The organism is Candidatus Kosakonia sp. 282A-S69, assembly GCF_029433855.1.
In the GTDB taxonomy this organism is placed as follows: Bacteria; Pseudomonadota; Gammaproteobacteria; order Enterobacterales; family Enterobacteriaceae; genus Kosakonia; species Kosakonia cowanii_A.
Map to the genome: position 1 here is coordinate 747,091 of NZ_JAROAU010000001.1, position 12,434 is coordinate 759,524.

Below are 12,434 nucleotides of genomic sequence, written 5' to 3' on the forward strand. Positions count from 1 at the left end.
TCATACCCATTATAAATTTCCCGCGAATATAACGGGCGAGGAGCAGGGCAGATGAAGGTTATTCTCGTTCGGCATGCACAAACGCAGTGGAACCGCGCGGGCATGATTCAGGGCCAGCAGGACAGCCCACTCACCGAGCGCGGCGAGCGCGAAACGGCAGCGTTACTCGCTGCATTAAAAGATGATTGTTACGCCGCAGAGTGCGTCTTTAGCTCGCCGCTCCCGCGGGCGCGCAGCATGGGTGAACAACTCGCCGCGCTTTTTCAGGCACCGCTGGTGATCGATGCCGCGCTGAGGGAGCAGTCATTCGGGCGCTACGAAGGGCTTTCCACGATGAATTTACAGGCTGAATCTCCCGCTGAAGCCGGGGCGTTATTTGCGCACGATGCCGCATTCTGCCCGCCAGGCGGGGAATCACTGGCGCAGGCGGTGCAACGCATGCTGGCGTTTTTACAGCTTCAGCGCGCGCGCGCGGCGCAGGAAACTATCTGCGTTGTCTGCCATGGGCACGTCACTCAGGGGCTGCTGGCGCTACTGAAAGAGGGAAACCTTGAGAACTTCGCCCGCTATGCCCAACCCAATGCGAGCTACGCGGTGTTAGAGATGTCGCAAGAGAAATGCGAAGTGCTGCGCTGGGGCGTGGCGACTCACTTACGCGCGCTGGACGGGTAGAAGGTTATCGTAGCTACTCTCCGCCCGCCGCAAATCCTCCAGCGTATCAATATCCTGAACGATTCCCGCATCCGTCAGCGGCAGATCCAGCACCTCGGCGCGCGCTCTTGCCTGCTGCACGATACTTTTCGCGCCGCTATCGCCAGTTAATGCCCGCAGGGCAGGGAGGTAGAGAGGTGAAAAGGCGACCGGATGGCCCTGGCGCTGCTGATACCACGGCACCACCAGCGCTTTTTCACCTAACCCTTCGGCGACGCGCAGTAACGATTCCGGGGCGATCAGCGGCAGGTCGGCGGGCAGAATCAGCCAGCCGGAGGCGTTCGGGGTGGCGTTAACGCCCAGCGCGATGGAGTCGCCCATTCCGCCCGTGCCGCCGGCAGGGCGAACCAGATGCCAGTTAAGACCCGCGCGCTTCACTGTATGAATCACGTGCTCTAATACCGTGCGCTCACCGAGCGGCGTATCAAGCTTGTGCTGTTGTGCGCCGGAGGCGAGAAAGCGCTCGCCGCGGCCTGCGGCAAGGATGATCACCACCGGATCAGCCATCAGGCTACATCCCTTGCGAGCTGCGCGGCGGCGACATCCGCCAGCACGGAGAGCGCCAGCGAACGCGCATCGCGCGCTTTCGGGAAAATGCCAATCGGCGCTTTGATCCGCGCAATATCAGTCTGTGCAATGCCCAATTCACTCAGCTTCTGCGTGCGTTTTTGATGGGTGCGGTAGCTTCCCAGCGCGCCGATGTAGAAAGGCTGTGCGCGGAGCGCCGCCTGCAACACCGGCAGCTCCCGGTGCAGATCGTGCGAGAGCAGGATCACCGCCGTCTGCGCGTCGATCTGTGCGCCATCCGTTAGCGTCTCGACAAGCTGCACCTCGTAGCCCGAGGCGCGGGCGAGGCTGGCGGTGGCCTGCGCTTCAATCGAGCGGCCAAACACCATCACCCGCACGCGCGGGCGGTAGGCGACGTTAAAGGTTTCCTCATGCCAGCCGCTTTCGGTCACACCCGTCACGCAGCAAAGCTGCTCACGGGCGGGATGGTAGCGCAGCGCGGCGGGCTGGCGCTGCGCAAGCAGGTTCAGCACCGCCAACAGTGGTTGCGCGCTACGCAGGCAGTGAATATGCAGCGTGATGCCGCCGCCGCAGGGGAGCACAATGTCGAACCATGGCGATCCCTCGCCGTAGCGCACCACGCGATCTTCACCGCAGGCGAGTGCCGCCATCGCTTCAAAGGCGGCGGCAGACTCCACGCAGCCGCCAGAGACAAAGCCACAGTAGCCGCCATCTTCGCGCACCACCATCTGCGCGCCCGCCGCGCGAGCCGCGCCGCCGCGAATACCGGTCAGCGTCACCAGCGCAGCCCCCATGCCTGCGCTCAGCGCATCAACGGCGAAGCGCAGAATCTCTTCGCTGTCATCGGTGAGCAGCGCCTGCTGCGGCGTCAGCAGCGCTTCATCCGCCGTGTCGGGGGCCAGAATGGTCTGTTCCATGGCGGCTCCTCAGGCGATATCCGGCAAGGCATCGAGCAGCTTATCGAGGGTGACGGGGTAATCCCGCACCCGCACCCCGGTGGCGTTGTAGATCGCATTGGCGATGGCTGCGCTGACGCCGCACAGCCCCAGCTCACCCACGCCTTTGGCTTTCATCGGCGAGGAGATGGGGTCCGTGTCGTCAAGGAAGATCACCTCCTGCTCAGGCACATCGGCATGCACCGGCACCTCATAGGTGGCCATATCGTGATTGACGAAGTAGCCCTGCCGCGTGTCGACTGCCAGCTCCTCCATCAGTGCGCCGCCCAGCCCCATCGTCATCGCGCCAATCACCTGGCTGCGCGCGGTTTTCGGGTTGAGGATGCGCCCGGCGGCACACACTGCCAGCATACGGCGCACGCGCACTTCACCGGTTGCCGCATCGACGGCGACCTCAACAAAGTGGCCGGCGAAGGTCGATTGCTGGTACTGCTCATCCAGATCGCCAAACTCAATGATGTCCTCCGCGCTAAGCGCGCCCGCCGCTTTTAGCGGTGCGCTGCGCTCGCCCACGCTTACCGTCTCATCAGCGAACACCGCTGCAGCGGCGTCAAAGCCCAGTTTTTTGGCAATGGCTTCACGCAGCTTGACGCAGGCAGCATAGACGCCAGCGGTGGAGGTGTTGGCACCCCATTGCCCGCCTGATCCGGCAGAGACCGGAAAGCTGGAGTCGCCGAGGCGCACTTCAACGTGGGAGAGCGGCACGCCGAGCATCTCGGCGGCGGTCTGGGCAAGGATGGTGTAGCTGCCGGTGCCGATATCGGTCATATCCATCTCCACCGTTACCCGGCCTGCGTCGTCGAGATGCACGCGCGCGCCGGACGGGGCGAGCAGGTTGTTACGAAAACCCGCCGCCACACCGTAGCCTATCAGCCACTCCCCATCCCGCGTCTGGCCGGGGGTGGCGCAGCGCTGCGACCAGCCAAAGCGCTCTGCTCCGGTACGCAGGCATTCCACCAGCTGGCGGCGTGAGAAGGGGCGTTGTGGATCTTTTGGATCAACCTGCGTGTCGTTGAGAATGCGAAACTCAACCGGATCGATCCCGGCTCGCTCTGCCATCTCATCAATGGCAATCTCCAGCGCCATCATGCCGGGCGCTTCACCCGGCGCGCGCATGGCGTTGCCCTCCGGTAAATCAAGCGTCGCCAGCCGTAAACCGGTATGGCGATGAGCCCCGGCGTAGAGCAGCTCGCTCTGGTTCACCGCCGTCTCCGGCGTCCCGCCCGGCAGGTTGCCGGACCAGCTATCATGAGCGATGGCGGTGATTTTGCCCTGCCGATCGGTGCCGATACGAATGTGCTGAATAGTCGCCGGGCGATGGGTAGTGTTATTGGGGATCATCGGGCGCGGTAGCATCACTTTCACCGGGCGTTGCAGAGCACGAGCGGCGAGGGCGGCCAGCAGCGCATCGCTGCGCAGGAAGAGTTTGCCGCCAAAGCCGCCGCCGATATAGGGCGAGATGATGCGTACATTCTCTTCCGGCAGATTGAGGGTGGTGGCCAGATCGGTCCGGCACCAGGCGACCATCTGGTTGGAGGTCCAGACCGTCACCTTATCCCCATCCCAGACGGCCATCGAGGCATGCGGCTCCATCGCCATATGGCTCTGATCCGGCGTGGTGTAGGTGGCGTCGAGTTTCACCTCCGCGCTTGCCCAGGCGGCGTCAAAATTGCCGCTATTTTTGTCCGGCGCGCTCTCCGGTGCGCTGTTGACCGCCGGCTTCTGCGCTGCCAGATCGTAGGCACCGTTTTCGCGCTGGTAAGTGAGGTCCACGAGCCCGGCAGCGGCGCGCGCCTGTTCAAAAGTTTCAGCCACCACCAGCGCAACGGCCTGGTGGTAGTGCTCAATCTGCGGGCCGCCGAGCAGCGTAGCGGCGTTGCGTTCGCCTTTGCCCAGCGGGCCGGCGTTATCGGCAGTAATAATCGACAGCACGCCTGGCGCGTTGCCAGCCGCGTCGCAGTTAATCTCGCTGATTTTACCTTTCGCAATGCCCGCACTGACGATGTAGCCATAGGCGACATTGGGCAGTAGATCATGCCACTCGTAAGCGTAGTGGGCGCGACCACTCACTTTCAGCGGGCCATCGATGCGATCATGAGGCTGACCGACCACTTTCAACTGGTCGATTGGGTTTTCGCCTGCCGGTTTCTCAAATTTCATCGTTTACGCCCTCGCTTCCGACAACACCGAGGCGAGCGTGCGCTTCGCCAGCGTCAATTTAAATGCATTCTCCGCCGTCGGCTGCGCGGTGGCGAAGAGCTTCTCATACACCGCCTGTGCTCCCTGCGGCAGCGCCGCATCCGCTTCGGCAAGCCGCCACGGTTTATGGGCAACCCCGCCGATGGCGACGCGCCCGCTGCCGTCCGGGTGGACAATTGCCGCCACGGAGACCAGCGCAAAAGCGTAAGAAGCGCGGTCGCGCACTTTACGGTAGATATGCGTTCCGCCCGCCGGCGGCGGCAGGGTGACGGCAACGATCAGTTCGCCGGGCTGCAACACCGTCTCCAGATGCGGCGTGTCGCCCGGCGCGCGATAAAACACCGCCAGCGGGATCTGGCGTTCGCTACCGTCCGGGTTGACGGTCTCAACAATGGCATCAAGCAGTTGCATGGCAACCGCCATATCGCTCGGATGGGTGGCAATGCAGGATTCACTGGCACCGACCACCGCAAGCTGACGGCTGTAGCCGCCCAGCGCCGCGCAGCCGCTGCCCGGCTGGCGCTTGTTACAGGGCTGGTTGGTGTCGTAGAAATAGGGGCAGCGCGTGCGTTGCAGCAGGTTGCCTGCGGTCGTCGCCTGGTTACGCAACTGCCCGGAAGCCCCGGCGAGCAGGGCGCGGGAAAGCACGGCATAATCACGGCGCACGCGCTCATCGGCGGCGAGGTCGGTGTTGCGCACCAGCGCGCCAATGCGCAGGCCACCTTCAGCGGTTTCTTCAATGCTATCCAGCGCCAGGCCATTGACATCAATCAGATGGGTCGGCGTCTCAATCGCAAGCTTCATCAAATCCAGCAGGTTAGTGCCGCCAGCGATAAACTTCGCACCCGCTGTGCGCTGCGCACTGGCAGCCGCTTCGGCAGGGGTGGTGACCCGCTCATAGGTAAAGGTCTTCATGATTTCTCCCCGGCGGTCTCTTCAATTGCCGCCAGCATGTTGGCGTAGGCGCCACAGCGGCAGAGGTTGCCGCTCATGCGTTCACGGATCTCATCTGCCGTTATCTCGGGCGGGGAGACAAGATCGAGGGTGACATGGCTGGGAATGCCCTGCTCAATCTCTTTCAGCATGGCAACGGAGGAGCAGATCTGCCCCGGCGTGCAGTAACCGCACTGGTAACCATCATGTTTAACAAAAGCCGCCTGCATGGGATGGAGATCGTCCGGTGAGCCGAGACCTTCGATGGTGGTGATTTCAGCATCCTGCTGCATCACCGCCAGGGTGAGGCAGGAGTTAATGCGTCGGCCATTGACGATCACCGTGCAGGCGCCGCACTGACCGTGATCGCACCCTTTCTTGGTGCCGGTGAGGTGTAAACTTTCACGCAGTGCATCCAGCAGCGTGGTACGGGTATCAACCTCAAGCTGGCGGCGCTCGCCGTTGACAGTTAAGGATAGCGGGATCATTTCCGGGGCGCGGTGCGCGTCCGGGGTGTTGCCGTGGTTGCTCATACCAGGCCTCCAGTCATCAATGCGGGTGAATAAAAGGTTTGCGCTTATAACGGCGTTATCATTTTTTTAAGTTTTAAGCATAGACGGCACTCCGGAGCGGATTACTCCTAAATCATCGCGACGATAGAGGGGCAAGGAGAAGTGCGGAGTGCGGGCAGAGAGGGGGGCGCCACGCCCCAGCGTGGCTGGCTGAACCCCGGCGCTAAAAATTTTTTGTCGCTTACCCGGTGCGTGAGTGGTAAGCGCGGCACCGGGCGAAACCTACTTTTTAATGAGGTAATGGGAGGCGGTTTACTTATATTCACTCCATTTCTTGCGGTCATTGAATATTTCTTTGATCTGTCCGTTTTGAATAATGGATTGCACAATGTCATCTTCCCATGGGGCCAAAACGACCTTTCCTTCAAGCCAAAAGAAGATATGGCTTTTCACATTTTCGTTCATCCTGTTGCGGTAAATCCACCTTAATTCAGCGCCGGTGATGGCTCTGTTCTTCTTCTTACCATTGCTGGCTGGTGTGTCGGCGTTTTTACCTTTATGTTGTTTATTTATGACATTACTTATATTTAAGTCATCGAGAACAAAATGTACGTTTCTGCCAGAATTAACTGCCCATTGCAGGCCTGCTTTTGCCTTTCTGCGAATATCTTCGTTGTTGCCTGCGGAATCCAGGGCGCTTTTATATTTTGGACTGCTTTTTAAAAAGTTACGAAACTCTTGCTCAAATTGGGCGTAACGCTGATTGGTGAAGGGGTCGCTTTTAAGGATTTTTAGTTCATCAATGGTTAACGTCCTGGATTTAAAGGGTTCTTTGTGTTCCGCATACCATCTGCGGCCCAGTTCTGAGTGCACGCCATATATCAAATCGCCCTGCTTAACGGGGCTGTTATCATTAGTTTGTTCATTATCTGTAGAGGTTGGCGAAAGAGTGGTCGCGCTTTTCTTTTTACTGAATAGACGCATAATTCCCCCTTGCTTTTACGGCATGTTTAACATCTGTCAGACAACAAATAGGTGATGTTCATACTGATTTATTTAAAACGGTAGTATTAATGTAATTAGCGCAATGAAGAGGGATTGTAACCAGAAGTTGATATTCTTTCAGATTTTTCACGCTCTTTTATAGGAGGGGGAACCTTTAAATAAATAGAGGTTGTTGTATCACTTCAGTTATTGCGCGCTTATAGATAAGCGGCTTGAACAGCAAGATACGAAGCCGCTTAGTATAAGTAAAATCTAAATGTGACACTCTCATCCAGATAAGCAAAAGGCTATTTGGCTCAATCTGATGAAAGCGTCAAATTAATTCAGTGATGGAGCATCTCGTCGACAATCTGCTCTTTGGTCATATTGTAGGGGTAGTAGGTCGGCCAGTTATCCATCTCTTTCAGCAACGCCTCCTGAGACTCATTGCCCATGAAAATATGGAAATGCTGAGACTTGCGCGGCGCAATGGTGTGATCGCTGAACTGCACATACTTCGGCGCTTTTGAGCTGGCATCTTTACACTCAAACAGATAGCGCACACCCTTTTTGCCCGAAACGTAGGTCAGGATCTTGTAGCCAGCATAGTCGTAGCGGCAGCTGTTAACCGTTTTGCCGGTGTGAAACTCCATCACGTTGTTTTCAATGCCGATCATATCGATATTCGTGGCGTAGCCCTTTTTGTAATAGTCGCGATACTCCTCCACCGTTTTATCGCCGTGCTGCGCCTTTTTCTTCAGCACCGGATCGAGATCGCCGCTCAGCAGGTAAGGGTTAACGGATTGCCAGACTCCATCCCAGTCAGACAGCGCGCGGTCTTTTACATCCTTATCATCAATAATCCCCTCGCTCGCTTTACGCTCCACTTCTGTCAGCGGTTTGCCGTGGTGATGCCCATGGGCAAAGCCCTGTGCGCTCAGCAGCAGCGCGCCCATTCCCAAGGCCAAAGCCGTTTTCTTCATCACTGTGTCACTCCCTGGTTACGTTTGTCATGAATTGAAATGTTATATTATAACAAAAACAAACACCAGCCCCCGGTAGTGCCGCCAGCACCGGACAGACGGCAACACATGTGATTAGTACCCTAAACGCAGCGGTAAAATAAATTTAGCGCCACGCTACGCTTTTTTTCTTCATTAACCAGAGAGATACGAGGAATGAGAAAAAACAATTTTTGTTAAACGTGGATGGAATTAACGGCTGCGCTTTGACTAATTTATGATTATTGCCAAACTTGATCATGAAAGGCGATTAATATGATGCTGATGTCATATTGATTATTTTTAAAACGACAGATGGAGAAATAACATGGCCGAGCATAGAGGCGGTTCCGGTAATTTCGCTGAAGATCGTGAAAAAGCCTCAGAAGCAGGGCGCAAAGGCGGACAGCAGAGCGGTGGGAACTTTAAAAACGACCCAGAGCGCGCGTCCGAAGCCGGTAAAAAAGGCGGACAGAATAGCCACGGCAGCAATCAAAAATAGTGGTGCCGTTGCTGTTTTAACGTAACGTTTAAAAATAGATATTTTTAAATGTCAGCGAGTCGGAAACGGCTCGCTTAATTATTTGTAGGGTGTTTAAAACTGCAAATAATAATATTTGTTCCCTTCGTGAATTATTTCCTGCCGGGATGTAGGCATAAAAAAATCCCTCAGGTACAGGAAATCCGATCTGCGCCTGAGGGTATGCAAATGCATCTTCGTTACTAACAATGAGTTGGCGACTTATGCACAATTGCGTATCAGAATAGGCTGCTCCCTGATCTATTTGTAATGAATTTTTACGAACCTCACGAATAAATTATTTCATGAATAAATATTTGAAAATAATGATTTTTTGGCTATGTGGACGGTTTTTTGAACCGATTCAGCTTAATTCTTCTCCGCTTGTGGGTGATTTTTAGCCCGCTGCCGCCTGGTTTAGCATTGCCGGCCTGACTATATTTACTAAACATACATTCGTAAAAGGAGGTTTTGTGCTCACTATTGAAAAAGACGATCCACGCGAAGCGCCGGAATCCGGCGATAAAAAACCGCAACCGGTTAAAAAATAGTCATAAGGTCGCTTCGGCGGCCTTTTTTATTGCGCGTAAGCGCGTGGTTTTTTCTGCAGATAAATGATAGTAATTCTCATTAGTCGCTGCGGTGGAGAGGTGGCGAAGGGAAAGTCAAAAGGAGATAGAGATGACAGAGAAGAGTTTAGAGGAGTTTCTGCACACCGAGCCTGATTGCATACTGGAACACGTTGCCCGGCATTACCAGACCACGCTGCTGGAAGTGGTGCGGCAACTGCCGGGCAGCAAAATGATTGCTGGCAGCCACTTTGACGCGGTGTGGCAGGAAGTCACCACCTGGGGCAAGGTGATGTTACTGATCCATACCGAAGATGTGATCCTCGAATGCAGTATTGCGCTGCCGACGGGCTTTTACAGCCATGGCTACTTCAATTTGCGGGGAAAGGAGCAGGTATCGGGTCATATCAAGGCCGATCGCTGCACACATATCGCCTTTATAGAACGCAAATTTATGGCCCTGGATGCCGCCACGATTCTCTTTTTCAACGCCGCAGGCAGCGCGATGCTGAAAATTTTCGTCGGTCGTGACGAGCATCATCAGCTTCTTGCCCCGCAGTTAGCGGCGTTTCGCGCGCTGGCGCAGTCGTTGGCGCAGTAACCTGCGGCTGGCTTATTCGCTTTGCTTTTCAACATGACCCAACGGTTTTTCCGGGAAGCAGCAGTCGCGTACGCGGCGCTTCAGCTCTGCGGCATCGGGAAAACCGCCATCTTGCTTGCGGTCCCAAATGACGCAGCCATCCGCTTCGATAACAAAAATGCCGCCAGTGCCGGGGATCAGCGTCACGGATCCTAAGTCATTACTGAAAGTATGGAGCAGCTCTTGCGCCATCCAGCTGGCGCGCAGCATCCAGTTGCACTGCGCACAGTAGTGCAGGGTGATGACAGGTTTAGTGGACATCATTTTGTTACCTGAAGGGAAAGGGGTCAGCAAAGTGTAAGCAAAATGTTGAGATTATGAAATCGTTGCAAGTGATAATGGTTATCATTATTATCCTGACAATAACAGAGAGCCGATGCCAGACCCGTGCGGCGGGTGTACGGTTCCGCCGATTTTCTGGGAGTTGATGTGAGCCGGATGATAATAATTCAAAGGCACACACACTTATGGCGACTTCACCCTTTTACCGGCTACGCTTCAGAAACCGCGTGCTGGTCACCTCATTTCTGACAACGCTTACGCCCACTGCAACATTTGCGGCAGAAACGGCCTCACGCGAAGAACACGATCGCGCAGAAGAGATGGTCATTACCGCGCCTGCGCTACGGCTCAGGGCCGGAAGCGATCGCGCCATCGACGCCGATGCCCTGCAACACAAAGGCGCGAATGATTTTGGCTCCATCATGCGCTATGAACCGCTGATGGGGGCGACCGGAAGTGGGGGCGGTTCCGGCAATGGTAAGAGCGGTTTCGACCGCGGCGGGTATACCGGTTATAACATTCGTGGTCTTGAGAGTAACCGTGTAGGCATTGATGTCGACGGTATTCCCCAGCCGGAAGCGACCGGGCGCAGCTACGCCGGGCGTGCCGGGCTTAACACCTTCGGCATTGGCCGCGACTATATCGATCCCTACCTCTACGGCAGCGTGGCGATCCAGCCGGGTGCCACCTCTGCGGAGCAGGCCAACACCGCCATCGGCGGCAATGTCTCGTTCCGGCCAAAATCCGCTGATGACTATCTCTATGAGACGAAGCGGCATTACGCGGGCTACCAGAGCGATTACGACTCCAGCGATCGCAGCTTGCACAACGGCGTAACGGCCGCGGCAGGGGATGAACGCGAGCGCGGTATTGTGGTTTTCAGCCGCCGCGATGGCCAGCAAACGCGCAACAACAGCGACAGGATCGCGGCTTACCCCGCTAACTGGCACTCCGATGCGCTGCTGCTCTCGCTCATCCTGCAAGCCTCCGAGGCGCATAAACTGACCTATACGGCGGACTACTACCACAAAACCACGCATACCCACTTTAATGCCTGGAACCGTGACGGCAGCGCTATTATTGGCAACACCCAACAGGGGAGCCACACCCGGCGCTGGGGCATCAGCCTGAAAGATGACTGGACACCGCTTGACGCGTGGGTCGATAGCGCCTCAACAAAGCTCTATTTTCAGCACACGCAGGCGCATGACCGCACGTGGATGCCGGACAGCACCACCCGCATGTCGGGCAACGTCTACTCCAGTTACGACACCGATACGCTAGGCATTCAGCATGCGCTGGCGAAGAGCATTGGTCGTCACGATCTGCGCGCCGGCTTCAATGCCAGCAGCAGCAAAACCCAGCGCCCGTTCCGCCAGCAACCTCTGCCGAGCAGAAGTAGCGCGATCATGCAGCCTGAAGCGGACAGTAAAAGTGAGATCCTCGGCGCATTTCTGCAGGATCAGATCAATTTCGCTGCCGGTGGACACCACTTTGCCCTCACTCCCGCCATACGCGTGATGTATCAGTCGATGAAGCCGGAGAACCTGGGCAGCCTGACGACCACCAGCAATGTGCTGAAGACCACGGATGTCGCCGCGCTGTACCACAAAAACAGCGACACCGAGTGGCTGCCATCGCTCACCTTCCAGTATGCCATCACGCCTCGTTTAATGAGCTACCTGCAATACCGCCGCGGGGCGCAGTTCCCCAATGCCAGCCAGCGTTATGGTTCGTGGAATCTCGGCTCCAGTTATGCCGGGCGCGCGCAGTATGCGCTGATCGGTAACGCGGCGCTAAAAACCGAAACCAGCGACAACCTCGAATGGGGGTTGAAAGGCGAAGTGGCGCAGGGCGTTACGCTGCGCAGTGCGCTCTTCTACAACAGCTATAAAAACTTTATCGCCTATACCCGCTATCGCCGCGCCGACAGCCCGGCCAACTTTGCCAGCGTGCCATCAAATATCTACACCAGCTACCAGGCGGAAAACCGCGATAAAGCCTTTATCTATGGCGGTGAAATCAGCGCCACGCTCCATGTCGGCCGCTGGTTTGACGAGGTCGACGGGCTGCATGCAACGCTCGCTTATGGCTACGCCGAGGGGAAAGCCAAATCACGCTACTTGGGCGACAGTTACCGCGATCTTGATAGCGTCGCGCCAATGAAAGCGATTGTCGGCCTCGGCTGGGACGATCCGGCAAAACGCTACGGCACCGCGCTGACCGCCACCTTTGTCAAAGGCAAGCGCGCCACCGCGACCAGCCGTGAAACCTATCAGAACAGCGGCGAGCCGATCGCCTCCACCAGCAGTAGCTATATGCGCATACCCGGTTACGGGCTCGTCGATCTCAGCGCCTGGTGGCAGGTGGCGAAGCACGTAAAGGTTAACGGCGGCGTCTACAACCTCACCAACCGCAAATATTGGGATTACCTCAGCAGCCGTACGCAGGAAACGAGCACCCTGCAGGATAGCTATGACAATGCGCTGGCCGTGATGCCGGGGCGTAGCTGGCAGTTGGGCGTCAATATTGATTTTTGACCCGGTAGCCTGTTCCCCCCCGCGCGCGTGCCGGGGACGTTAAGCCACAGAAAGGATGT

Annotated in this window: 13 protein-coding genes; 5 read left to right on the plus strand and 8 right to left on the minus strand. The window is 56.8% G+C overall.

From position 1 onward, the window contains the following. Positions 1-51 precede the first annotated feature (51 nt). On the plus strand, positions 52-672 hold the full coding sequence (locus tag PU683_RS03200; RefSeq protein ID WP_277170070.1) for a histidine phosphatase family protein: 621 nt from the start codon (positions 52-54) through the stop codon (positions 670-672). Here the strand turns inward: PU683_RS03200 and PU683_RS03205 are convergent. From PU683_RS03205 to zinT, 7 genes are all read right to left on the minus strand, one after another. Further along, entirely contained in the window at positions 652-1,218 is a 567-nt protein-coding gene (locus PU683_RS03205) for a nucleotidyltransferase family protein (protein ID WP_277170071.1), read from the minus strand. The genes PU683_RS03200 and PU683_RS03205 overlap by 21 nt on opposite strands. Continuing rightward, a complete protein-coding gene (locus PU683_RS03210; RefSeq protein ID WP_277170072.1) occupies positions 1,218-2,156 on the minus strand; it encodes an XdhC family protein in 939 nt (312 codons plus the stop codon). The genes PU683_RS03205 and PU683_RS03210 overlap by 1 nt, the downstream gene beginning before the upstream one ends. 9 nt (positions 2,157-2,165) lie before the next feature. Beyond that, positions 2,166-4,355, minus strand: coding sequence for an aldehyde oxidoreductase molybdenum-binding subunit PaoC (paoC, locus tag PU683_RS03215; protein ID WP_277170073.1), 2,190 nt, complete (start codon positions 4,353-4,355; stop codon positions 2,166-2,168). A 3-nt stretch (positions 4,356-4,358) separates the two neighbouring features. After that, positions 4,359-5,309 (minus strand): FAD binding domain-containing protein, encoded by a 951-nt coding sequence (locus tag PU683_RS03220; RefSeq protein ID WP_277170075.1) that lies wholly within the window; start codon positions 5,307-5,309, stop codon positions 4,359-4,361. Then, the gene (gene paoA / locus PU683_RS03225; RefSeq protein ID WP_277170076.1) at positions 5,306-5,860 is read right to left on the minus strand and encodes an aldehyde dehydrogenase iron-sulfur subunit PaoA; all 555 of its coding nucleotides are present in this window, start codon (positions 5,858-5,860) and stop codon (positions 5,306-5,308) included. Before paoA ends, PU683_RS03220 begins: the two co-directional genes overlap by 4 nt. Positions 5,861-6,151: 291 nt before the next feature. Beyond that, positions 6,152-6,823 (minus strand): hypothetical protein, encoded by a 672-nt coding sequence (locus PU683_RS03230; protein ID WP_277170077.1) that lies wholly within the window; start codon positions 6,821-6,823, stop codon positions 6,152-6,154. 344 nt (positions 6,824-7,167) lie between these two features. Further along, entirely contained in the window at positions 7,168-7,806 is a 639-nt protein-coding gene (gene zinT, locus PU683_RS03235; protein ID WP_277170482.1) for a metal-binding protein ZinT, read from the minus strand. A gap of 346 nt (positions 7,807-8,152) precedes the next feature. Here zinT and PU683_RS03240 point away from each other — a divergent pair, with 346 nt between their 5' ends. The 3 genes from PU683_RS03240 to hutX all read left to right on the plus strand — a co-directional run bounded on the left by PU683_RS03240 (position 8,153) and on the right by hutX (position 9,514). Beyond that, positions 8,153-8,326 (plus strand): con-10 family general stress protein, encoded by a 174-nt coding sequence (locus tag PU683_RS03240; protein WP_277170078.1) that lies wholly within the window; start codon positions 8,153-8,155, stop codon positions 8,324-8,326. Between the two features lie 491 nt (positions 8,327-8,817). Then, entirely contained in the window at positions 8,818-8,895 is a 78-nt protein-coding gene (locus PU683_RS03245) for a hypothetical protein (protein ID WP_235180437.1), read from the plus strand. A gap of 130 nt (positions 8,896-9,025) precedes the next feature. Next, entirely contained in the window at positions 9,026-9,514 is a 489-nt protein-coding gene (hutX, locus tag PU683_RS03250; protein ID WP_277170079.1) for a heme utilization cystosolic carrier protein HutX, read from the plus strand. Between the two features lie 12 nt (positions 9,515-9,526). Here hutX and PU683_RS03255 read toward each other — a convergent pair whose 3' ends face one another. Next, positions 9,527-9,814 (minus strand): Rdx family protein, encoded by a 288-nt coding sequence (locus tag PU683_RS03255; protein WP_277170483.1) that lies wholly within the window; start codon positions 9,812-9,814, stop codon positions 9,527-9,529. Positions 9,815-10,020: 206 nt separating this feature from the next. Here PU683_RS03255 and PU683_RS03260 point away from each other — a divergent pair, with 206 nt between their 5' ends. Then, complete coding sequence (locus PU683_RS03260; protein WP_277170080.1) at positions 10,021-12,375, plus strand: TonB-dependent receptor domain-containing protein; 2,355 nt, start codon at positions 10,021-10,023, stop codon at positions 12,373-12,375. The last annotated feature ends 59 nt before the right edge of the window (positions 12,376-12,434 follow it).

Coding starts and splice junctions, on each gene's coding strand:
- PU683_RS03200 (WP_277170070.1), top strand. CDS start 52: ATGAAGGTTATTCTCGTTCGGCATGCACAAACGCAGTGGAACCGCGCG.
- PU683_RS03205 (WP_277170071.1), bottom strand. CDS start 1,218: ATGGCTGATCCGGTGGTGATCATCCTTGCCGCAGGCCGCGGCGAGCGC.
- PU683_RS03210 (WP_277170072.1), bottom strand. CDS start 2,156: ATGGAACAGACCATTCTGGCCCCCGACACGGCGGATGAAGCGCTGCTG.
- paoC (WP_277170073.1), bottom strand. CDS start 4,355: ATGAAATTTGAGAAACCGGCAGGCGAAAACCCAATCGACCAGTTGAAA.
- PU683_RS03220 (WP_277170075.1), bottom strand. CDS start 5,309: ATGAAGACCTTTACCTATGAGCGGGTCACCACCCCTGCCGAAGCGGCT.
- paoA (WP_277170076.1), bottom strand. CDS start 5,860: ATGAGCAACCACGGCAACACCCCGGACGCGCACCGCGCCCCGGAAATG.
- PU683_RS03230 (WP_277170077.1), bottom strand. CDS start 6,823: ATGCGTCTATTCAGTAAAAAGAAAAGCGCGACCACTCTTTCGCCAACC.
- zinT (WP_277170482.1), bottom strand. CDS start 7,806: ATGAAGAAAACGGCTTTGGCCTTGGGAATGGGCGCGCTGCTGCTGAGC.
- PU683_RS03240 (WP_277170078.1), top strand. CDS start 8,153: ATGGCCGAGCATAGAGGCGGTTCCGGTAATTTCGCTGAAGATCGTGAA.
- hutX (WP_277170079.1), top strand. CDS start 9,026: ATGACAGAGAAGAGTTTAGAGGAGTTTCTGCACACCGAGCCTGATTGC.
- PU683_RS03255 (WP_277170483.1), bottom strand. CDS start 9,814: ATGTCCACTAAACCTGTCATCACCCTGCACTACTGTGCGCAGTGCAAC.
- PU683_RS03260 (WP_277170080.1), top strand. CDS start 10,021: ATGGCGACTTCACCCTTTTACCGGCTACGCTTCAGAAACCGCGTGCTG.